Genomic DNA, 20,031 nt, shown 5'->3' with positions numbered 1-20,031 from the left:
CCCGCCCAAAGTGCGCACACTGGCAAAAAACCTGTTCCAAGCTGCTGCGTTGCGCGGCCCTCGCCCAGCCCAGCGCGGCCCACGCCAATCCACTGTAAGGAGATGCCATGAACCGCGTGCATTACGACAGCCACCAACTGGACGAGCTGGTGCTGCAGATGATGGAGACCGAACAGGTGGGCGAGCGGGTGTACCGTGCCGCCCTCGCCTGCGCCCACCTCCCGGCCCTGAAGAAGGAATGGCAAGGCTACCTGCGGGACAGCCAGGCGCACCAGGGCGTGGTGCGCCGCATGTGCGACGCGCTGGGCCTGGACCCGGACGCCCCCACCGCCGCGCGGGCCGTGACGCGGCAGCTGGGCGACACATGGGTGCAGGCCATCGAGACGGCCCAGCGCACTTGCGACCCGGACACCGCCCAGCTGGTGGCCTGCGAATGTGTGCTGCACACCGAAACCAGCAACCATGCCCAATGGGAGTTGTTGGGCCGGGTGGCCCGGGTGGCGGTGGGCGACGTGGGCCAGACGCTGAAGGCTGCCCACAAGGCCGTGGAGAAAAACGAAGAACACCACCTGCACCACATCCAGGGCTGGCACCGCGAACTTGCCATCCAGGCACTGGGCCTGCCCGCCGTGCTGCCACCGCCCGAGGCGGGCACAAAAATGGGGCATGGCCTGGGTGGCACGCCCCGGGCAGAGCCGCAAGCGGCCCTGCACTGAAAACAAACCGAGGAGGGGAAAAAACCTGCAGGCCCGCAGGCCCCCTGCCCCGCGTGGGTCAGCCCGGTTGCGCTGCGGCGCCCCCCGGGGAATCAGCCAGCGTAGCCAGCCCCTTGCCACCGTGTTTGCTGGCGTAGAGCGCGCGATCGGCGCGGTCCATCAGCGCAGGCAGCGCCTCCACCGCCGGGCCCTGGAACAGCGCCACCCCGATGCTGGCGCCAATCAGCACATGCTGACCGTTGTCGAGCCCAATGGGCGCCACCAGTGCTGCCAGCACCTTGTGGGCCATTTCCATGGCCGCATCGGGTGAATCCACCGCGTTGAGCACCAGGGCAAACTCATCCCCACCCAGCCGGGCCGCCGTGTCGTTGGCACGCGCCAGACCCGACAGGCGCTGCGCGACACGGACCAGCACCTGGTCGCCACTGCCATGGCCCTGGCTGTCGTTCACGGCCTTGAAGCCGTCCAGATCCACCAGCAAAAGCGCACCGGCACGGTGGTCGCGGTAGGCCGCCAACGCCGCCTGCGAGAGGCGGTCTTCAAACAGGCGCCGGTTGGGCAGCCCCGTGAGGCGGTCGTGGCTGGCCAGGGCCAGCACCTGCTGATGGGCCCGCACCAGCCGCGCACTGAGCAGGCCCAGCACCAGCGCAAATGCATAGGCCAGCATCACCACCAGCGTGGGGGCACGGCCCGCTGCCGCCCAGCCGCCGCTGGGCACCGCCCCCAGGATCCAGCTGCCGCCCCCAGGCAGCGGCACATCGAGCGTGGCAGGCGCCTCGTCAAACAACTGGGGGCGGCCAATGAACACCGCGCCCTGTGCCCCCATGGCGTCCAGGCCTCGCGCCGCCACCTGGAAACCCATCTGCTCCGTGTTGAGCCCCACATCGGCAAACAAGGTGTCGGCATTGACCGTGAGCGACACAATGCCCCAGTACTGCGGCCCACCCACGGGCGGCCGCTCGGGCGGGTGGGCCAGAAACACCGGCGTGCGGCTGATGATGCCCAGCCCGCCCTGCACCAGGGGGATGGGGCCCGCCACCACCGTGCGGCGGGACTGGATGGCCCGCTCCACCGCCCCGCGCTGCTGAGGGTTGTCGAGGTAACGCAGACCAATGGCTCGCTCGTTGCCCACGCGCGGATACACATCGGCGATCACGTTGTCGGGCGCCAGCGCCAGGTTGCGGATGTTGCGCTGGTGCTCCAGCAGGCGACCGACCACGGTGGCAAAAATCTCGGGCGCCATGCTGCCCTGCGCGGCGATAAAGGCGGCCACCGTTTCGGGCACCGACAAGGTACTTTGCAGTTGCCGGTCCAGCCGGTCACGGATCTGCAGCAAATGGCTTTGCGCCTGGGCCGCGATCTCGGCCCGCGCCTTGGTGTGCGAGATGTCGATGACCACCCAGGCCAGCAGCGCAGCCAGCGCGCCGCTGCATGCCCCCACCACCAGGGGCAGGTACCGATGCTGGATCCAGTTGGAAGGAAGGCGGCTGGTGGGCATGGGGGAAGAAGGAGTGCAAAAAAAGGCCCCTTGCGCACCGAGACTGCGCCCGGAGCGCGGAAGCCGGGCACAGCATAAGCGAACACGGCTTGCGCGGGGCTTGCCGCCCCGCCTGCTTACTGCGCCACGAAGCCGCTGGTCTTGATGATGCGCGCCCAGGCCTCGGTGTAGGCCTTCTCGCGCGCAGCCAGTTGCTGGGGCGACATATGGCCCACCGTGAGGCCCATGGCCGTAAGGTGGTCGCGCACATCGGGCTGGGCCACCACCTTGGCCAGTGCGCTGGAGAAGTCGGTAATGAACTTCTGCGGCGTGCCGGTGGGCGCATAGATGCCGTAGTACGGCAGGTCTTCAAAGCCCTTGAGGCCCATTTCGTCAAACGTGGGCACGTCGGGCATGGCAGCCTGGCGCTTGGTGCCCAGCACGCCCACCACACGCACCTTGCCGGCCTTGTGGTTCTCCATGAAGTCCTGCACCGAGGCCACGCCCGCACCAATCTGGTTGCCCAGCATGTCAGCCATCATGGGTGCACTGCCCCGGTAAGGCGCCGAGACCAGGTCCAGCTGGTACTTCTGCCCGATCAGCTTGACCAGGAACTCGGGTGTGGACGCCGGGGCGGGAATACCCACCGCGCCCTTGCCACCACCCGACGTCTTGACCCAGCCCACGTACTCGGTGAACGACTTCGCAGGCGTACCGCCCGAGACGGCAAACGCATTCACAAAGGTGGCAAAACCGCCCACGGCCACGAAGTCGCGCGCGGGGTCGAAGCCGGGGTTTTTCACCACCTGGGGCAGGATGGAGATGGTGTGGTCGTGCGTGAGGAACAGCGTGGTGCCATCGGGCGCCGAGGCCTTGAGCGCCTGCGCGGCGATCTGGCCGCCCGCGCCGGGTCGGTTCTCGACCACCACAGGCTGGCCCAGCTCGTCCTTGAGTTTTTCGGCCAGCGTGCGCGCAATGGCGTCGGTGCCGCCACCGGGCGGGAAACCCACCAGCAGGCGGATGGGCTTGGCCGACTGGGCCGATGCCAGGCCCACGGCCAGCGCAGCGCCCACAAAGGCTCCAGTGCGCACCAGGCGGGACAGCAGATGACGGCGGGTCGTTGTCATGGGAAAAACTCCGGAAAAAGGGGTGGTGTTCCGTCAATGCACGGTGCAAGATTCAGGCCCGCCGAACGCGGGCATCCATACGGCGGCACCCACTGCGGCCACAAGCAAAGCCACAGCAGCGCAGCAGCACAGACTTCAGCCCAGGCGTGCGCGGTGGCGGGCCAGCTGGGCGCGCACCTGCGCAGGCGCGGTGCCGCCCAGCGTGTTGCGCGCGTTGAGCGAACCACGCAGGCTCAGGCACTCGTACACGTCTTTCTCGATGGCCGGGTGGAAGCCCTGCAGCACGGCCAGGGGCAGCTCCGACAGGTCGCAGGCGTGTGTGGTGGCCGCCTTCACTGCATGGGCCACCGTCTCGTGCGCGTCACGGAAGGGCAGCCCCTTCTTGACCAGGTAGTCGGCCAGGTCTGTCGCCGTGGCATAGCCCTTGAGCGCGGCCTGCTCCATGGCGGGCGCGTTGACAGTAATGCCGCCTTCCTTCTTGCCCGTGGCGGGGTTCAACTGACCGCCCACCATCTCGGCAAAGATGCGCAGTGTGTCCTTGAGCGTATCCACCGTGTCAAACAGCGGCTCCTTGTCTTCCTGGTTGTCCTTGTTGTAGGCCAGGGGCTGGCCCTTCATCAGCGTGATCAGGCCCATCAGGTGGCCGACCACGCGGCCGGTCTTGCCGCGCGCCAGTTCGGGCACGTCGGGGTTCTTCTTCTGCGGCATGATCGAAGAGCCGGTGGTGAAGCGGTCGGCGATCTTGATGAAGCCGAAGTTCTGACTCATCCAGATGATGAGTTCTTCGGACAGGCGGCTCACGTGCACCATGCACAGGCTGGCGGCGGCGGTGAATTCGATGGCGAAGTCGCGGTCGCTCACGGCGTCCAGGCTGTTCTGGCACACGCCCTCCATGCCCAGGGTTTTTGCGACGCGCTCGCGGTCCAGCGGGTAGGTGGTGCCGGCCAAGGCCGCGCTGCCCAGCGGCAGCACATTGGTGCGGCGGCGCACGTCGGCCATGCGCTCGGCGTCGCGCTTGAACATCTCTACATAGGCCAGCATGTGGTGACCAAAGCTCACCGGCTGGGCCACCTGCAGGTGGGTGAAGCCGGGCAGGATCACGTCCACGTTCTGTTCGGCCACATCCACCAGCGAGACCTGCAGCTCTTTCAGCAGGTCGCCAATCAGATCAATCTCGCCGCGCAGCCACAGGCGCACGTCGGTGGCCACCTGGTCGTTGCGGCTGCGGCCGGTGTGCAGGCGCTTGCCAGCGTCGCCCACCAGCTGGGTCAGGCGCGCCTCGATGTTCAGATGCACGTCTTCCAGATCCAGCTTCCATTCAAAGGCACCGGATTCGATCTCCTGCTTGATCTGCGCCATGCCGCGCTGAATGGACACGTGGTCTTCGGCACTGATCACCCCCTGGGCCGCCAGCATCTCGGCATGCGCCAGACTGCCCGCAATGTCGGCCTGCCACAGGCGCTTGTCGAAGAACACGCTGGAGGTGTAGCGCTTGACCAGGTCGCTCATGGGCTCGGAGAACAGCGCCGACCAGGCCTGGGCCTTGGTGTCGAGCTGGTTGTGGGACGGCGCAGAGTCAGCGCTGGTGGCTTGGGCTTTGGACATAAGGAGGGCAATAATCCGGAAGTTCAGACACCCGGACTACCCGGGCGCCGCAATGCAAAACACGCAAATTTTATCGACCCAGCCCCCGCTGCCGGATTCCGCCCCTCCGGAACGGTCCGCGCGCAGCGTGCGGGCCGCTGCGGGCGCCGGGCCAGGCGGGCAGCCGCCGCGCGGTCGGGCCCTGGTGTTTGATGCCTGCCAGGTCGGTGTGGTGCTGCGTGCTGTGCTGTTTGTGGAAGCGGTGGTGGGCGTAGGGGCCATGTATGGCGCCAGCAGCCCGCTGCAGTGGCTGGCCAGTCTGGCGCTACTCACAGGCGGCGCCCTGCCCGCCACGCTGGTGTGGCTGATCACGGCCTGCAGCCTCAAGACCGTGCTGCAGCGCCTGTCCACCGCGCAGCAATATGCGGCAGGTGTGCTGCTGGGGGCGCTGGCCGGCGCTTACGGGTGCGGCATGCTGGCGCTGGTGGGCATGGCTGCGTCGCCCCCCTGGCTGGCCAGTGCCGCCACGGGCGCCCTGCTGGCCGCCATGCTGGTGGCCGCGCTGGTGCTGCGCGCACGGGGACGCACCCCGGCAGCCACCACGGCGCGCCTGACCGAGCTGCAGTCGCGCATCCGTCCACACTTCCTGTTCAACACCCTCAACAGCGCCATCGCCCTGGTGCGCGAAGAACCGGCCAAGGCCGAGTCGCTGCTGGAAGACCTCTCCGACCTGTTCCGCGTGGCCCTGGTGGAGCAAGGCGAATCGGTCACACTGGCCGAAGAGATCACGCTCGCGCGCCGCTACCTGGCCATTGAAGAGGTACGGTTTGGCAAGCGCCTGCAGGTGCAGTGGAACCTGGACCCACGCACCGACGCCGCCCGCCTGCCCCCGCTGCTGCTGCAGCCGCTGGTCGAGAACGCCGTCAAACACGGCGTGGAGCCCAGTGCGCGCGGCGGCAAGCTGCGGGTGCTGACCGAGCTGCGCGGCAGCCGCGTGGTGGTGCGCATCACCAACACCCTGCCCCCCAAGGATGGCCGCCATGGCGCGCCGGACGACGCCGGTGCGGGCAGCAGCAAGGGGCATGGCATTGCGCTGGCGAATGTGCGCGCGCGGCTGGCACTGCTGCACGACGTGCAGGGCGAATTCACGGCGGGCGTGCAGGACGGCCTGTACCAGGTGCGCATCTCGCTGCCGGCGCCCGAGCCCAAAAAGAACCCCGGCCCCCCCTCCCGCGCACGGCACCCCGTGCGCCGGGGGGCGCCACCGCTGCGCCGGGGCGCGGTGCCCGCACCTGACGAACATGCGCCCCTGGACGACCACCCACCCTTTGACCGCCCATGAACATCCTCATCGTTGACGACGAAGCCCTGGCCCGCAGCCGCCTGCGCACCCTGCTGTCTGACTGCACGGACACCCAGCGCATCACGGTGGCCGAAGCTGCCAATGCGGGCGAGGCGCTGGCGCAGCTTGGCCCCACGGGCGGGCGGGCGTTTGACCTGGTGCTGCTGGACATCCACATGCCGGGGCAGGACGGACTGTCGCTGGCGCATGCGCTGCAGGCCTTGCCCCAGCCCCCGGCGGTGGTGTTTGTTACGGCCCATGCCGACCACGCGGTGAGCGCGTTCGAACTGGACGCCGTGGACTACCTCACCAAGCCCGTGCGCCGTGAGCGCCTGCAGCAGGCGCTGGCCAAGGTGCAGCGCAATGCCCGCGCCCCGGCACCAGTGGCTGCGCCCAGCGTGCCCGAAGGCGAAACCCTGCTGATCCAGGACCGGGGCCGCACCGAGCGCCTGCCCCTGGCCGAGGTGCTGTACTTCAAGGCCGAACAAAAGTACGTGACGGTGCGCACCCCCACCCGCAGCTACATCATGGACGGCTCGCTCAGCGAGATCGAAGCCAAGTTCGCCCCCCGTTTCATGCGCATCCACCGCAACGCCCTGGTGGCCCGCCGCGCCGTGCGGGCGCTGGAGAAACACTACGACCCCGAGGAGGGCGAGGGCTGGGCCGTGCGCCTGCAAGGCTCCACCGAACTGCTGGCGGTGTCGCGCAGGCAGGTGGCGGCGGTGCGGGAAGAGCTGGCGCGCTGAACCAGCGCCGCTGGGCCTACACCGCACTTTTCTGCTGCGGCATGGGCAGCGCTCACGGAGCGCGCCCTCTGCACCACCCATGGCCTGCGCGCCTCGCCCAGAAGCCCTTGCGCAAATGGAGCACCACCGGCACGCTGCAGGCGCTGATTGGGGCACCAATTCAACACAAAGTGTGAATAACGACTTCACAGTCAGCAGATTGTTTCCGCAATACCTGCGCCAGATACTCCGGCGAACCTCTTCACCGTTCCAAGGAGCACCATGCGCAACCCCCTCCCCCGGCCCATTGCCCTCGCCGCAGGCGCCACCACAACTGCCGCCGTGCTACAACGAGCGGCCTTCTTGCGGCACTGCGTCCTGGCGCTGGTGGCAGCCGTCGCGGCCGTGGGTTCCTTCGGCGCACATGCACAAGCTTTTCCTACCAAGCCCGTCACCTTGGTGATCCCGTTTGCGGCCGGTGGCCCGACGGACCTGTTGGGGCGCGCATTGGCGCAGTCCATGGGCGCAAGCCTGGGTCAGACGGTGATCGTGGAAAACCGCGCAGGCGCAGGCGGAACGGTGGCATCTGCCTCGGTTGCGCGCGCTGCCAAGGACGGCTACACGCTGCTGTTGCACCACATTGGCATGTCCACTGCGCCCAGCCTCTACCGCAAACTGTCTTTCGACCCGCTGAAGGATTTCGAATACCTTGGCCAGGTGGCCGATGTGCCCATGACGGTCATCGGACGCCCCGACCTGCCCGCCAAAACCCCGCAGGAGTTGATCAGCTACCTCAAACGGGAAGGAAAGGCCGTCAACCTTTCACATGCAGGGCTGGGTGCTGCGTCGCAGTTGTGCGGCATGCTGTTGCAGCAGGCGGTGGGCGTCGAGAGCACGACTGTGCCTTTCCAGGGGACCGCGCCTGCGTTGACCGCCCTGATCGGCGGGCAGGTGGACCTTATGTGCGACCAGTCGATGCAGACGGTTCAGCACATCAAGTCGGGCAAGGTCAAACTCTACGGCGTCACCACCCGTGAACGGCTCAAGCCCCTGCCAGATGCGCCGACGCTGCGCGAGGCCGGACTGAAAGACTTCGAGGTGGTGGTCTGGCACGGCCTCTATGCCCCCAAGGCCACACCCGCCCCGGTGCTGGCAACCCTCAACACGGCGCTGAAAGCCGCGTTGAAAGACCCTGCGCTCATCAAGCGGCTGGATGACGTGGGGGTGGTGGTCGTCAAACCAGAACTGCAAACGCCAGAGGGCCTGAGCACTCAGCTGTCTTCCGAGGTGGACCGCTGGGGCGCATTGATCCGGCAGGCAGGGACCTACGCTGACTGACCTGCATCACTCCCCCTGGCCCCAAGCACAAGAGCGTGCCAGCCACTGCGAACCTATTTGAAATGCAGAATCTCCCATCCACCAACCCCGGGCAGGCCGCCGTGAACCGCCGGTCCGCAGCTCCGCTGCAGTGCCATAGCGCCTGGTCATGGGCTTGCGCAGCCCTGGTGGGTCTGGCGGCCTGTGGCCAGCCCACCGTGTCTGACCGCATTGGCGAGCAGGCCCGCAACAGCGGCATGGTGGACATGGCCCGGGCGGCCGAATTTGCATGGACGCAGGTGCGTATCTACACCCCCTACAGCGCCCGGCACGCTGTCTGCAAAGACCTGGGTGAATTGGCGCCTGACTGCCTGCAAGAATCCCCCGCCAGCGTGGCGGAAGGCGAGTTTCTCCTCGCGTTCATCAACGAGGGGAAAGGGGCACGGTACGAATCACACCGCCGCAGCAACGGCCATTTTCTGTACCACACCGGCGTTCTGGCCTTGCAGCGCCACGAGGCCGTGCTGGATGTGGTGCCGTACAGATCGGCGCGTCAGGGCAGCGCCTTCTACCTCAAACCCAGGCCCCCCGGCCCGCGCTAACGGGGGCTGCGCATTGCGCAGTGGCGATTCACCGTCAATGCGCGTGCGCCGCGCCGCTCACCAGCGTGACGATCACCATGCCTGCGATCAGCCAGGCGATCTGCGCGATGGTCTCGCGTGCCGTGAGGCGCTTTTGCAGCTGGGGAATCAGGTCGGCCAGCGCCACATACACAAAGCTGCTCGACGCCACAGCCAGGAAGTACGGCAAGAAGTCCTGCAGCTGCCCCACCAGGAAGTAGCCCACCACCCCGCCCAGCGCCGTCACCGCGCCCGCCAGCGACACCTTGAGCAGGGCCATGCGGCGGTTGGGACTGGTCTGGCGCAGCACCACCAGGTCGCCCATGTGGTGCGGCACCTCGTGCGCCAACACCGAGACGGCAGCGATCACCCCCAGGCGGATGTCGGCCAGGAACGCCGAGGCGATCAGGATGCCGTCGCCAAAACAATGCACGCTGTCGCCCGTCAACACAGCCCAGCCGCCCGAGCGCGGGCCATGGTGGTGGTGCGCATGGCTATGGCCATGGCCATGGCCGTGGTGGGCATCGTGGGTATGCCCATGGCCGTGGGCATGGTCCTGCGCGGCAGGCGCAGAGTGGCTGTGCTCATGCCCGTGGTGCCACAGCTCGGCCTTGTCGAGCAGAAAGAAGAACACCACGCCCACCAGCAAGGTGGCAAACAGGTCGTGCGCGCCCGCCTGACTCTCGAACGCCTCGGGCAGCAGGTGCATGAAGGCCGTGGCCAGCAGGGCCCCCGCCGCCAGGCTGAGCAGGTGTTGCGGGCCCACACCATCGGCCCGACCGCCCAGGCCCAGCCGCATGAGCAGTGCGGCCAGCCACACGCTGCCAATGCCTGCGGCCAGCGTGGCCAGAATGATTGCTATCAAAGTCATAGCTAATTGCGCTTTATAGACAGGCGCCAGGGCCTATTTTCTTTCAAAAAACCACACCCGAAATCGCGATAAAAAAGCCGCCCCCGTTGGGGGGCGGCTGCAGTCGGCCCACCGGCACAGGGCCGGATCCGGTCGCACAGGAGGGTCAGACCACGCCCTGCGCCTTGAACCAGGCCAGCGCGCGCTTCCAGCCATCCTCGGCCGCTTCCTTGCGATAGCTCGCGCGGTAGTCGGCATGGAAGGCGTGGGGCGCGTCGGGGTACACCACAAATTCCGATGCCTTGGCCTGCGGCGAGCCACCGGCCAGGGCAGCTTTCATCTTATCAACCGTGTCAAGGGGGATGCCGGTGTCTTTTTCACCATACAGACCCAGCACGGGCGCCTTGAGGATGGGGGCGATGTCTACAGGGTGCTTGGGCGTGAGTTCGCTCGCCTGGCCCACCAGGCGCCCGTACCAGGCCACACCAGCCCTGACGGGGCCATGTGCGGCATACAGCCAGGTGATGCGGCCGCCCCAGCAAAAGCCGGTGATGCCCACCCGCGCAGCATCGCCACCGTTGGCGGCGGCCCACTGCACGGCGCCGTCCAGGTCGGCCATCACCTGGGCATCGGGCACCTTGGAGACCACCTCGGCCATGAGCTTGGCGATCTCGGTGTATTGCGAGGGGTCGCCCTGGCGCGCGTACAGCTGGGGCGCAATGGCCAGGTAACCCGCCTTGGCAAACCGGCGGCAGGTGTCAGCGATGTATTCGTGCACACCAAAAATCTCCTGGATCACCAGCACCACCGGCAGGCCTGTCTTGCCCGCAGGTGCTGCGCGGTAAGCGGGTACCTTGAAACCATTGACCGTGAAGCTCACCTCGCCCGCCGTCAGCCCATCGGCCGGCGTGGCAATGGCAGTCTGGGCCATGATGGGGGCGGCGGCAGCCGCGTAGCCCAGGCCCAGCGCCGCCTGCAGTGCGGTGCGGCGGGTGGCGCCCGCATCGGTGGTGCGGCCCGGCAGCAGGGCATGGGCGTCGGTGTGGAGGTCGTCATTGAGCATGGGGTTCTCCGAAAAAGGGGGCCAAGAAAGGGACGAGCCCCGCAGTCTAGGGCTTGTTGCGGGCTTTTGCAGCCCACCTTGCCGCAGCCCCCAGAGCGTGCCTGCAGGCCGCAGCAAGCGCCCGCTGGGGTTTACCGCAGGGCGGCATTTTCGGGTATCGAAATTGGGGCAGCACTGCTAGACTTTCTTCGAACCGCCCGGCGCCTGCCGCGTGCGCCCCCACCAACCCACCCCGTGCCCCCCAGGTAGCCCAGCCCCTCAGCCCCTCGCCGCGACTGCCCACCGCATGCACCGCACCACGCCACCCACCCTGCCGCGCGGACACCTGCTGGCGTTGCTGGTGGCGGGGGTTTGTGGTGCTGGCGGCCTGGCCCTGCTGACCTGGGCACTGGCCAGCCGGTCCATGGACCTCGCGACCCGCATTGCATCCACGGCCGCCGGGGCGGGGCTGGTGGCCAGTGCATTGCTGTCTTGGTGGCTGGTGCGGCAGGTGATGGCGCTGCGCACCATGGCCAGCGAGGCCCAGGCAGCCGCCCAGCGTGCCGGCACCCAGCTGTCGGCCACGCTCGACATCCTGCCGGACGGGCTGGCCATCTACGACGCCGACGACCGCCTGGTGCTGTGCAACGCCCAGTACCGCGAGGTGAACACGGGCACCTCGATGGCCGTCGAATATGGCACGCTGTTCGAGGATGTGCTGCGCCGCGCCGCACGCTCGGGCCACATTGTGGACGCGCGGCCCGACGTGGACACCTGGCTTGCCCACCGCATGGCCCGCCATCGCGCCCCCGAGCTGCCTGAAGTGCAGGAGGTCGAGGGCGACCGCTGGATGCGGATCACCGAACGCCTCACCGAAGGAGGCGGCGTGGTGGTGCTGCGCGCCGACATCACCGATGTTGTGCACAAGGAGCGCGCCCTCAAGCAGGCGCTGCACGATGCCGAGCGCGCCGAACGCAGCCTGCGCGAGGCCGTCAATGCCATGCCCGCCGGGCTCGAAATCTACGACGAGAACGACCGCCTGGTGCTGTGCAACGACCAGATGGCACGCCTGCGCCCGCACCTGCCGGTGGCGGAGTCGCTGGGCAAGACCTACGAAGAGCTGCTGCGCGCGGGACTGCGCCATGGCATCCCCCAGGAGGCCAGCGGCCAGGAAGAGCTGTGGCTGGCGCACGAAATGGCGCTTCGTGGCCACCGGCCCGGCCCGGAGGTGCGCCACTACCCGAATGGCGCCTGGATGCACATGCACGAAAGCCGCACGCCCTCGGGCATGACGGTGGTGGTGCGTCTGGACATCAGCGACCTGATCGAGCAGCGCCACAAGGTCGATGCCGCCCGGCAAGAGAACCAGCGCATCCGGCAGCTGCTGGAGCGTGCGGTCGAGGCACTGCCCGTGAGCATCGAGATCTTTGACGAGCAGGACCGCCTGGTGCTCTTCAACCAGCAGCTCTCGCGCATGTACCCGCACATGAACTACGCAGAGCATCTGGGCAAGAGCTTTGCCGACATCCTGCGCTACTCGGTGGAGCGGGGCCTGATCCCCTCGGCCCAGGGCCGCGAGGAAGCCTGGATCGCCGAGCGCCTGTCCGAGCACGGCAGCCGCACGTCCACCCTGGTGCAGCGCCTGGCCGACGGGCGCTGGATCAACATCTACGAAACCCGCACCCCCGAGAACTACGTGGTGGCGGTGCGCCTGGACATCACCGACCTCATTGAGCAGCGCCAGGCCCTGGAGAGCGCCCAGGAGGCCGCACAGCAGGCGCGCCAGCTGCTGCAGGACGCGGTGGAATCCCTGCCCGAAGGGTTCGCGCTGTTCGATGCCGACGACAGACTGGTGGTGTGCAACACACAGTACCGCAGGCTCTACCCCATCTCGGCGCCGGTGATCGTGCCGGGCAGCACGTTCGAGCAGATTGCTCGTTATGGCGCCGAGCGGGGCCAGTACCTGGACGCCGTGGGCAACGAAGAGAAATGGGTCGCCCAGCGCGTGGCCGACCACCGCGCGGCCAACCAGGCCGTGCTGCAGCGCCTGCCCGAGGGCCGCTGGCTGCAGGCCGATGAACGGCGCACGCCCCAGGGCGGCATTGCCGGTGTGCGCACCGACGTGACCCAGCTGGTGCGCAAGGAGCAGGAACTGGCCGCTGCCAACGCCAAGCTGGCCCTGCTGTCCACCACCGACGGCGTGACCGGCATCAGCAACCGGCGCCGCTTTGACGAACGGCTGGCCGCCGAGTGGATGCGCTGCGGCCGCCACCACCTGCCGCTGGCCGTGGTGCTGATCGACATCGACCATTTCAAGCTCTACAACGACCACTATGGCCACCTGGCGGGCGATGAATGCCTGCGCCGCGTGGCCCAGCTGCTGCAGGGCAACATCCGCCGCGCAGACGAAATTGCCGCCCGCTATGGCGGCGAAGAATTTGTGCTGCTGCTACCCGACGCCACCGTGGCCGACGCGGTGACGGCTGCCCAGCGCTGCATGGACAGCCTGCGCGAAGCCGCCCTGCAGCATCCCCGCTCGCCCACGGCGCCCATCGTCACGCTCAGCGCGGGCGTGGCCAGCATGGTGCCGCGCCCCGGAGCCCAGCCAGACAGCCTGGTGCAGGCCGCCGACGCAGCCCTGTACCGCGCCAAACATGGCGGCCGCAACCGGCTGGAGGTGTTCGACGAGGCGGGCTGACACTGGGGGCCCAGTGCGCGAGACACGCCGCCTGCAGTGACTCTCAAGGCTCCCAGCCTGGAACTTTTCAGGCCTGGGCCATGCCCTCGGTGGGCATATCGCAGTAGGCATGCCGGGCCAGTGCCGAGGCCAGCACCACCGAGGGGTTCACCAGCGAGATCCCTTCCAGCCGGGGGTGCTCCGACAGCGCCAGCGGAATCTCGGTACAGCCCATGATCAGCGTGGACACGCTGTAGCGCTCCTGCAGCGCAATCGATACGGCTTCAAAGCGCTGGCGCGCCAGCGGGTAGTTGCCCGCTTTCACACCCTCGTAGATGCCCTGCATCAGCTGCTCGCGTTCATGGTCGTCGGGCACAGAGCAGGCAATGTGCGCCCGCTCCAGCTCACGCTGGTAAAGGCCTGCGTCGTAGGCGCCGCGCGTGGCCAGCAGCCCCACGCCCTGCACCTTGCGCGCCGACAGCTCGGCCACCACCTCCTGCACGCCGTGCAAGACCACCATCTGCGGAAACCGCTGCTGCAGGATGCCGTGCCACGCGTGGGCTGTGTTGCAGGCAATCGCCACCACCCGCGCCCCCAGCGCAGCCAGCCGCCCGGTGGCCTGCAGCATCGGGTCTGCGGGCTGGTGCGCGCCGGGGCGCGTGTCGTTCAGCGCGGCCGTGCGGTCCGGGATGGGCACCTGCGCCAGCCAGTGCTCGGGGTAGGCCTGATCACGCACCGGAATGCCCAGCACCTCCATGCGTTTTGTGCAGGCCTGCACGAACAGGCGCACAAAATCCGCCCCGGCAGCCGGGCCCATCCCGCCCAGAATGCCCACCACCTGCGGTGTGTGTGGGGGGCTTGCAGACACCAAAGACATGCGCGCTCCGGCTTACTGGGCGGGCTTGTCGCTCTGCGCCACCAGGTTCTCGCGCAGCTCCTTGCTCATGGCCAGGTTCAGGTTCTGGTTGCGCGGCGGCACGGGCGACATGAACCACTTGGTATAGAGCTTGTCGAATTCGCCGGACTTCATCATCCCGCCGATCACGCCGTTGACCAGCGCCTGGAACTGCGGGTCGTCCTTGCGCAGCATGCAGGCGTAAGGCTCCACCTGCAACGAATCACCCACCACCGTCCAATCGGCCGGGTTGCGCTGGTTGCCCATCAGGCCAAACAGCAGGATGTCGTCCATCGCAAACGCCTCGGCCCGGCCACTGTCCACCAGCAGCACGGCGTCGTCATGGTCCTTGCCCAGCACGATGTCCAGGTCCAGGTTGTTGTCGCGGCTGTATTTGCGGATCACCTGGGCATTGGTGGTGCCCGATGTGCTGGCCACCTTCTTCCTGGCCAGGTCGGCGTAGTTTTTGACACCCGAGGTCTTCTTGGTCAGCAGCCGGGTGCCGGTGTAGAAGTGGTTGATGGCGAACTGCACGTCCTTGGCCCGTGCCGTGTTGTTGGTGGTGGAGCCACACTCCAGATCGATGGTGCCGTTGGTCAGCAGCGGAATGCGGTTCTGCGAGGTCACCGCCTGCAACTCCACCTTGATGGCCGGGTTGTTCAAGCGCTTCTTCACCGCATCCACCACCGCGTTGGAAATATCCACCGAGAACCCCACGGGCACGCCCGGGCCCGCCAGGTAGCTGAAGGGCACCGACGACTCGCGGTAGGCCAGCGTGATCTTGCCCGTATCGGCAATCTTCTTGAGGGTGTCGGCACTGGCCACGGTGCAGGCCAGCAGGCCGACCGCCACCAGGGCAGCAGAAGTGACGGCGGAGAGCTTCATGGGGATCCCTTTGCAAAAAAGCAGGTAAACGGGTGAATGAAAAAGCAGAACGCAGGGGCACTGTAAAAACTCGCGGCGCCGTTGAACAATTCATTCGCGGGGGTGCGTCATGATGAAAAGTTATGGCCCTTTTGCGGTGCACAACACTGCACCAGATTGCTTCAGCGCGCACCATTTGCGCCATGCCTGCATGCAAGGGGCAGGCCTGGGGCGATTGGGGCTGAAGCACATAACTTACCGGCATAGGCAGGCACGGCATTGGCATTGTTCAAAGCGCAGCCCTCGCCCTACATTGGCCTGCAATCAGTCAACCATCCATTCCCCACAAGATGCAGGTATGTGTATTGGGCGCAGGCATCGTCGGCCTGGCCACGGCGTATGAACTCCAGCAGCGCGGCCTGCAAGTCACCGTCATCGATCAGGCCCAGCCGGGCACCGGTGCCAGCGGTGGCAACGGTGCCCAGCTCAGCTACAGCTATGTGCAGCCCCTGGCCGACGCCAGCATCTGGCGCCAGCTGCCCCGCCTGTTGCTGTCGCCCAGCTCCCCGCTCAAGCTGCGCCCGCAATGGGACACCCACCAATGGCACTGGGGCCTTGCGTTTCTGCGCGCCTGCAACCGACACACGTCCGAGCGCAGCACCGAGCGCCTGCTGGCCCTGGCCGCACTGAGCCGCCACCGGTTTGAAGCCATGCTGCAGTCCGAATCCATCGACTGCGACTTCTCCCGCACCGGGAAGCTGGTGCTGTACGACACGCCCGCAGGCCTGGCATCCGCCCAGCGGCAGATGGAGCTGCAGCGGGCCTGGGGCAGCCAGCAGCAGGCCGTGTCGGCGGCGCGCTGTGCCGAGATCGAACCCGCCCTGCAGCACTACCAGCACCGGATCGCGGGCGCCATCTACACCCCCAGCGAATGCGCAGCCGATTGCCTCAAGCTGTGCCAGGGCCTGCAGGCCGTGCTCGCCGCGCGCGGCGTGCGCTTTCTGCTGGGCGCCCGGGTACAGGGCTTTGTGCGCCAGGGCCGGCGCATCGCCGCCGTGCGGACCAGCGCCGGCGCGGTAGAGGCACAGCAGTTTGTGCTGGCCCTGGGCAGCCACAGCCACCCGGTGGCCCGCACGCTGGGGCTTCGCCTGCCGGTCTATCCACTCAAGGGCTACAGCATCACCCTCGACACCACCGAAGCGTCCGCAACCGTGCCCCGCGTCAACGTGACCGACGCCGCCCGCAAGGTGGTCTTTGCACGCATCGGCCACCGGCTGCGTGTGGCTGGCATGGCCGAGCTGGTGGGGCACGATGCCCGCATCCCCCCCGCACGCATCGAAAGCCTGTGCCAGGCCACGCGCGCTTTGTTCCCGGGCTGCAGCCAGTTTGAAGAACTGCGCCCCTGGACCGGCATGCGCCCCGCCACGCCCACCGGCCTGCCTGTGGTGGGCCCACACGCCAGCGGCCCCGCCAACCTGCTGCTCAATACGGGCCATGGCTCGCTGGGCTTCACGCTGGCGTTTGGCACGGCCGCGCAGGTCGCAGAGCTGCTGGCTCCCGCCTGAGCCACCGTGCAGCCTCGGCCCTGCGCGCTACTCCACGTCGGGCAAATCCACAGAGGCCATGGTCTCGCCCACGGCCTGGCGCATGCACTGCGTCATGGCACTGGCCAGCAGCGAGCTGGGCCGGTTCACGGTGCGCAATGACTTGATGGGCACGGCAATGTGGGGTGCCAGCGCCATCACGTCCACCTTGCTGCGGTCGGCCGATGCGGCCGTGCAGCTGTCCACCACCGCCACCGCATGGCCGTGGTGTGCCAATGCCAGCGCAGCGTGGTAGGTCTGCACCGTGATCGCCGTCTGCAGCCCCACACCCGCTTCACGGCAGGCATGGTTGACCACCGTGCCGATGGGGTCGCGCACATCGAGCCGCACCACGGGCGTCTCCGCCAGGTCAGACAGGTGCACCACGCCCGCCGCCACCAGCGCAGCACCCAGCATGCCCTTGGGCGCCACACACACCATGCGCCCATCGGCCAGGTGCTCTTGCGTGAGCGCGGGGTGGGCAATGGCGCTGAACACAAAGCCCACATCCGCCTCCTGCAGCACCAGGGCCGAGACGATCTGGGGCGAGTGCAATGCATCGATGGTGACCTTCACATCCGGGTGCTTCTGCCGAAAGAACCGCAGCGCGCGCGGCAGCACCTCGTAGCTCAGTGCCAGCACGCTCAGGATGTGCAGTTCGCCCTCACGTTGGTCATTTTTGAGACTGTTGGCCAGGCGCTGCACATCGTCCAGCTGGGTGAACAGGCGCTCGATGTGCGGGTACAGGGTCTGTGCCTCGGTGGTGGGCACCAGCTTGCCCTTTAGCCGGTGGAACAACGGAAAGCCCAGCTGCAGTTCAGCATGCGCCAGGATGCGGCTGACCGCAGGCTGCGTGACGTTGATGAGGCGGGCCGCCGCGCTCACGCTGCCGGTGAGCATGACGGCGTTGAAAACTTCTATGTGGCGAAGGCGCATCAAATAACAATGCAAGGAACAGGCCCGATGCGCAATCCTTGCATCCACCCATTGCGACTAAGACGGGGATTAGAGCGACATCGACGGCCGCTGCGCCATGACCGCACGCCAGCGCAGCAAGTGCGGGTGCTGCTCGCCGGGCTTGTGCTTGACCACCCGCGCAAAGTCCACGGCCACCACGGCCGTGATGTCGGCCACGCTGAAGCGGTCGGTGGCAATGAAGTCGCGGCCTGCCAATCGATCATTCAACAGATTGAAAAACTGCCCCACACGCACCAGCCCGCGCTCCGCCAGCGCCGGGATCTGTGGGTAATCCACTGCGCCGGGCAGCGCCCGGTTGGCCATGGCGGGCGCGCTGTTGCGCAGCGCCTCGGCAATGGCCAACAGGCCCTCGAACTCCATGCGCCAGTTCCAGCTGGCGATCTCCGCCTTTTCTGCGGGCGTTTCGCCCAGCAGTGCGGGCTGCGGGTAGCGCGCTTCGAGATACGCCGTGATCGCCGCATTGTCGGCCAGCAGCAAACCGTCGTCCGTGCGCAACGCAGGTACCGTGCACTGCGGGTTGATCTGGCGATACGCCTCGCCCAGTTGCTCGCCATTGCGCAGGTCCACCTGCACGGTGTCGTGGACCACACCCTTTTCTGCCAGCAGGATGCGCGCGCGGCGCGGGCTGGGCGCCGTGGCGCAGTCGTACAAAGTGATCATGGTGGCGCCTTGCAGAAAACACTCAACGTGCAGGCGAAGAAGCTGCTGCTGCCGCCTCGACCTTGTCCTGCGTCTTGGTGTCAAAGTCGCTGGCGTCATGCCGCTCACGCAACTGGCTGGCCAGGTCGCCACTGACACGGTTGACCTTGCGCCCGCGCTGCACCGCCGGACGCTTGGCGATTTGCTCGGCCCAGCGCACCACATGCGTGTATTCATGCACCTGCAAAAACTCGCCTGCGTTGTAGGCCTGCCCCTTCACCATCAGGCCGTACCAGGGCCAGATCGCCATGTCCGCCACCGTGTACTCATCGCCCGCCACGTACTCGGTCACGGCCAGGCGCTGGTTCAGCACATCCAGCTGGCGCTTCGCCTCCATGGCATAGCGGTCGATCGCGTACTCGATCTTGACCGGCGCATAGGCATAAAAATGCCCGAAGCCCCCGCCCACAAACGGCGCACTACCCATCTGCCAGAACAGCCACGACAGGCACTCGGCGCGCGCAGCGCCGTCTTTGGGCAAGAAGGCGCTACCGAACTTCTCGGCCAGGTACATCAGGATCGCGCCGGACTCGAACACCCGCACAGGGTTGGCGGGGTCGGTGCGGTCCAGCAGCGCAGGGATCTTGGAGTTGGGATTCACCGCAACAAACCCGCTGCCAAACTGCTCGCCCTCATTGATGCGGATCAGCCACGCGTCGTACTCCGCACCGCTGTGGCCCAGCGCCAGCAGCTCTTCCAGCATCACCGTCACCTTCACGCCATTGGGCGTGCCCAGCGAATAGAGCTGTAGCGGGTGCTTGCCCACGGGCAGCTCTTTATCGTGCGTAGCCCCGGCAACGGGCCGGTTGATGCTGGCGAACTGGCCGCCGTTTGCTTTGTTCCATTGCCAGATGGCGGGAGGGGTGTAGAGGGTGGAATCGGGCATGCACAGCTCCAGGCAAATGGGATGGAAAGTGGCGGGATCGCCAGCAGTTGCCTGGGGAGTTTAGCGACGCGGTTTGTCCGCCGCTGGGCTGGGGCGAATACCACCGAAGCGCTTTGCCACATTGCACTGCCAGTGCTCTGGCGATGCGACTACCCCTCCACAAAAAGCGAGCTACCCCGAGTGGTCTCGAACCCGCATCAACCCGCCCAGCGCGGCACCCTGGAAAAGGTTGCTGAATAGAGCGCTCGGAGGTGCTGAATTCAAGGGTTCAGGACAGAACAGTGTTGGCGTGAGACCTTGGTGATCAACGGGCCTGCCTGCTCTTTGAACAGTGCCAAGCTGCCACCCGCATCGTGCGCCACCAGCGCCTCAGCGCTTGCATACAACTCGAACAGCACGACCGAATGGGCGTTTTCAGTGGGCGCCAGCACTTCAAACTGCAGGGTGCCCGGTTCGCCTGCCAGGCAGCGCTGCTTGTGATCCAGCAAAGATTGCAGAAATGACGCTTTTGACTCAGGTTTGAATTCAATTGTTACGACGAGAGCGATTTTTTGCATGGGTTGCATTGATAGTTGATCGTCAAACTTTGACGGCTTGCCCAACGGGCCCTAGACCGCAAGCCGGCCGAGTACGCTGGGCCCGGCATGGT

General features: G+C 67.0%; 18 protein-coding genes. 7 read left to right on the top strand and 11 right to left on the bottom strand.

Annotated elements, in window-relative coordinates; translation table 11 throughout:
* Positions 1-107 precede the first annotated feature (107 nt).
* Positions 108-716 (top strand): hypothetical protein, encoded by a 609-nt coding sequence (locus CBY09_RS00635; protein ID WP_094285443.1) that lies wholly within the window; start codon positions 108-110, stop codon positions 714-716.
* Between the two features lie 58 nt (positions 717-774).
* On the opposite strand, the gene CBY09_RS00630 is transcribed toward CBY09_RS00635, so the two are convergent.
* The 3 genes from CBY09_RS00630 to argH all read right to left on the bottom strand — a co-directional run bounded on the left by CBY09_RS00630 (position 775) and on the right by argH (position 4,925).
* Positions 775-2,214, bottom strand: a complete 1,440-nt coding sequence (locus CBY09_RS00630; RefSeq protein WP_094285442.1) for a diguanylate cyclase domain-containing protein — start codon at positions 2,212-2,214, stop codon at positions 775-777.
* Between the two features lie 116 nt (positions 2,215-2,330).
* Positions 2,331-3,320 (bottom strand): Bug family tripartite tricarboxylate transporter substrate binding protein, encoded by a 990-nt coding sequence (locus CBY09_RS00625; protein ID WP_094285441.1) that lies wholly within the window; start codon positions 3,318-3,320, stop codon positions 2,331-2,333.
* A gap of 135 nt (positions 3,321-3,455) precedes the next feature.
* Complete coding sequence (argH, locus tag CBY09_RS00620) at positions 3,456-4,925, bottom strand: argininosuccinate lyase (protein ID WP_094285440.1); 1,470 nt, start codon at positions 4,923-4,925, stop codon at positions 3,456-3,458.
* 52 nt (positions 4,926-4,977) lie between these two features.
* Between argH and CBY09_RS00615 the strand changes: the two genes are divergently transcribed.
* The 4 genes from CBY09_RS00615 to CBY09_RS00600 all read left to right on the top strand — a co-directional run bounded on the left by CBY09_RS00615 (position 4,978) and on the right by CBY09_RS00600 (position 8,890).
* The gene (locus CBY09_RS00615; RefSeq protein WP_094285439.1) at positions 4,978-6,246 is read left to right on the top strand and encodes a sensor histidine kinase; all 1,269 of its coding nucleotides are present in this window, start codon (positions 4,978-4,980) and stop codon (positions 6,244-6,246) included.
* Positions 6,243-6,992, top strand: coding sequence for a LytR/AlgR family response regulator transcription factor (locus tag CBY09_RS00610; RefSeq protein ID WP_094285438.1), 750 nt, complete (start codon positions 6,243-6,245; stop codon positions 6,990-6,992). Before CBY09_RS00615 ends, CBY09_RS00610 begins: the two co-directional genes overlap by 4 nt.
* Before the next feature lie 261 nt (positions 6,993-7,253).
* On the top strand, positions 7,254-8,309 hold the full coding sequence (locus CBY09_RS00605; protein WP_094285437.1) for a tripartite tricarboxylate transporter substrate-binding protein: 1,056 nt from the start codon (positions 7,254-7,256) through the stop codon (positions 8,307-8,309).
* 62 nt (positions 8,310-8,371) lie between these two features.
* Positions 8,372-8,890, top strand: a complete 519-nt coding sequence (locus CBY09_RS00600) for a hypothetical protein (RefSeq protein WP_094285436.1) — start codon at positions 8,372-8,374, stop codon at positions 8,888-8,890.
* A gap of 34 nt (positions 8,891-8,924) precedes the next feature.
* Here the strand turns inward: CBY09_RS00600 and CBY09_RS00595 are convergent, their stop codons facing one another.
* Positions 8,925-9,779: a ZIP family metal transporter gene (locus CBY09_RS00595; RefSeq protein WP_094285435.1), complete on the bottom strand. Its 855-nt coding sequence runs from the start codon at positions 9,777-9,779 to the stop codon at positions 8,925-8,927.
* A 145-nt stretch (positions 9,780-9,924) separates the two neighbouring features.
* A complete protein-coding gene (locus CBY09_RS00590; RefSeq protein ID WP_094285434.1) occupies positions 9,925-10,821 on the bottom strand; it encodes a dienelactone hydrolase family protein in 897 nt (298 codons plus the stop codon).
* 286 nt (positions 10,822-11,107) lie between these two features.
* On the opposite strand from CBY09_RS00590, the gene CBY09_RS00585 reads away from it, so the two are divergent.
* Positions 11,108-13,498, top strand: a complete 2,391-nt coding sequence (locus CBY09_RS00585) for a sensor domain-containing diguanylate cyclase (protein WP_094285433.1) — start codon at positions 11,108-11,110, stop codon at positions 13,496-13,498.
* A 67-nt stretch (positions 13,499-13,565) separates the two neighbouring features.
* On the opposite strand, the gene CBY09_RS00580 is transcribed toward CBY09_RS00585, so the two are convergent.
* The gene (locus tag CBY09_RS00580) at positions 13,566-14,354 is read right to left on the bottom strand and encodes an aspartate/glutamate racemase family protein (protein ID WP_094285432.1); all 789 of its coding nucleotides are present in this window, start codon (positions 14,352-14,354) and stop codon (positions 13,566-13,568) included.
* A gap of 12 nt (positions 14,355-14,366) precedes the next feature.
* On the bottom strand, positions 14,367-15,257 hold the full coding sequence (locus CBY09_RS00575; protein WP_094285431.1) for an amino acid ABC transporter substrate-binding protein: 891 nt from the start codon (positions 15,255-15,257) through the stop codon (positions 14,367-14,369).
* Positions 15,258-15,586: 329 nt separating this feature from the next.
* Here CBY09_RS00575 and CBY09_RS00570 point away from each other — a divergent pair, with 329 nt between their 5' ends.
* A complete protein-coding gene (locus CBY09_RS00570; protein ID WP_205734071.1) occupies positions 15,587-16,801 on the top strand; it encodes a D-amino acid dehydrogenase in 1,215 nt (404 codons plus the stop codon).
* A 27-nt stretch (positions 16,802-16,828) separates the two neighbouring features.
* On the opposite strand, the gene CBY09_RS00565 is transcribed toward CBY09_RS00570, so the two are convergent.
* From CBY09_RS00565 to CBY09_RS00550, 4 genes are all read right to left on the bottom strand, one after another.
* Positions 16,829-17,755, bottom strand: a complete 927-nt coding sequence (locus CBY09_RS00565; protein WP_094285429.1) for a LysR family transcriptional regulator — start codon at positions 17,753-17,755, stop codon at positions 16,829-16,831.
* A 69-nt stretch (positions 17,756-17,824) separates the two neighbouring features.
* The gene (locus tag CBY09_RS00560; RefSeq protein ID WP_094285428.1) at positions 17,825-18,457 is read right to left on the bottom strand and encodes a glutathione S-transferase family protein; all 633 of its coding nucleotides are present in this window, start codon (positions 18,455-18,457) and stop codon (positions 17,825-17,827) included.
* A gap of 22 nt (positions 18,458-18,479) precedes the next feature.
* Positions 18,480-19,382 (bottom strand): glutathione-dependent disulfide-bond oxidoreductase, encoded by a 903-nt coding sequence (gene yghU, locus CBY09_RS00555; protein WP_094285427.1) that lies wholly within the window; start codon positions 19,380-19,382, stop codon positions 18,480-18,482.
* A gap of 260 nt (positions 19,383-19,642) precedes the next feature.
* A complete protein-coding gene (locus CBY09_RS00550; RefSeq protein ID WP_165773852.1) occupies positions 19,643-19,939 on the bottom strand; it encodes a putative quinol monooxygenase in 297 nt (98 codons plus the stop codon).
* Positions 19,940-20,031: the final 92 nt, after the last annotated feature.

The sequence above is a fragment of the Acidovorax kalamii genome (assembly GCF_002245625.1).
GTDB lineage: Bacteria > Pseudomonadota > Gammaproteobacteria > Burkholderiales > Burkholderiaceae_C > Acidovorax > Acidovorax kalamii.
This window is presented reverse-complemented; position numbering and strand designations above follow the sequence as displayed.

Bases quoted from the DNA above. Each gene is read 5' to 3' on its own strand.
- CBY09_RS00605 (WP_094285437.1), top strand. From the start codon at position 7,254: ATGCGCAACCCCCTCCCCCGGCCCATTGCCCTCGCCGCAGGCGCCACC.
- CBY09_RS00580 (WP_094285432.1), bottom strand. From the start codon at position 14,354: ATGTCTTTGGTGTCTGCAAGCCCCCCACACACACCGCAGGTGGTGGGC.
- CBY09_RS00630 (WP_094285442.1), bottom strand. From the start codon at position 2,214: ATGCCCACCAGCCGCCTTCCTTCCAACTGGATCCAGCATCGGTACCTG.
- CBY09_RS00575 (WP_094285431.1), bottom strand. From the start codon at position 15,257: ATGAAGCTCTCCGCCGTCACTTCTGCTGCCCTGGTGGCGGTCGGCCTG.
- CBY09_RS00550 (WP_165773852.1), bottom strand. From the start codon at position 19,939: ATGCAAAAAATCGCTCTCGTCGTAACAATTGAATTCAAACCTGAGTCA.
- CBY09_RS00595 (WP_094285435.1), bottom strand. From the start codon at position 9,779: ATGACTTTGATAGCAATCATTCTGGCCACGCTGGCCGCAGGCATTGGC.
- argH (WP_094285440.1), bottom strand. From the start codon at position 4,925: ATGTCCAAAGCCCAAGCCACCAGCGCTGACTCTGCGCCGTCCCACAAC.
- CBY09_RS00570 (WP_205734071.1), top strand. From the start codon at position 15,587: ATGCAGGTATGTGTATTGGGCGCAGGCATCGTCGGCCTGGCCACGGCG.
- CBY09_RS00625 (WP_094285441.1), bottom strand. From the start codon at position 3,320: ATGACAACGACCCGCCGTCATCTGCTGTCCCGCCTGGTGCGCACTGGA.
- CBY09_RS00590 (WP_094285434.1), bottom strand. From the start codon at position 10,821: ATGCTCAATGACGACCTCCACACCGACGCCCATGCCCTGCTGCCGGGC.
- CBY09_RS00635 (WP_094285443.1), top strand. From the start codon at position 108: ATGAACCGCGTGCATTACGACAGCCACCAACTGGACGAGCTGGTGCTG.
- CBY09_RS00565 (WP_094285429.1), bottom strand. From the start codon at position 17,755: ATGCGCCTTCGCCACATAGAAGTTTTCAACGCCGTCATGCTCACCGGC.
- CBY09_RS00610 (WP_094285438.1), top strand. From the start codon at position 6,243: ATGAACATCCTCATCGTTGACGACGAAGCCCTGGCCCGCAGCCGCCTG.
- CBY09_RS00615 (WP_094285439.1), top strand. From the start codon at position 4,978: ATGCAAAACACGCAAATTTTATCGACCCAGCCCCCGCTGCCGGATTCC.
- yghU (WP_094285427.1), bottom strand. From the start codon at position 19,382: ATGCCCGATTCCACCCTCTACACCCCTCCCGCCATCTGGCAATGGAAC.
- CBY09_RS00560 (WP_094285428.1), bottom strand. From the start codon at position 18,457: ATGATCACTTTGTACGACTGCGCCACGGCGCCCAGCCCGCGCCGCGCG.
- CBY09_RS00600 (WP_094285436.1), top strand. From the start codon at position 8,372: ATGCAGAATCTCCCATCCACCAACCCCGGGCAGGCCGCCGTGAACCGC.
- CBY09_RS00585 (WP_094285433.1), top strand. From the start codon at position 11,108: ATGCACCGCACCACGCCACCCACCCTGCCGCGCGGACACCTGCTGGCG.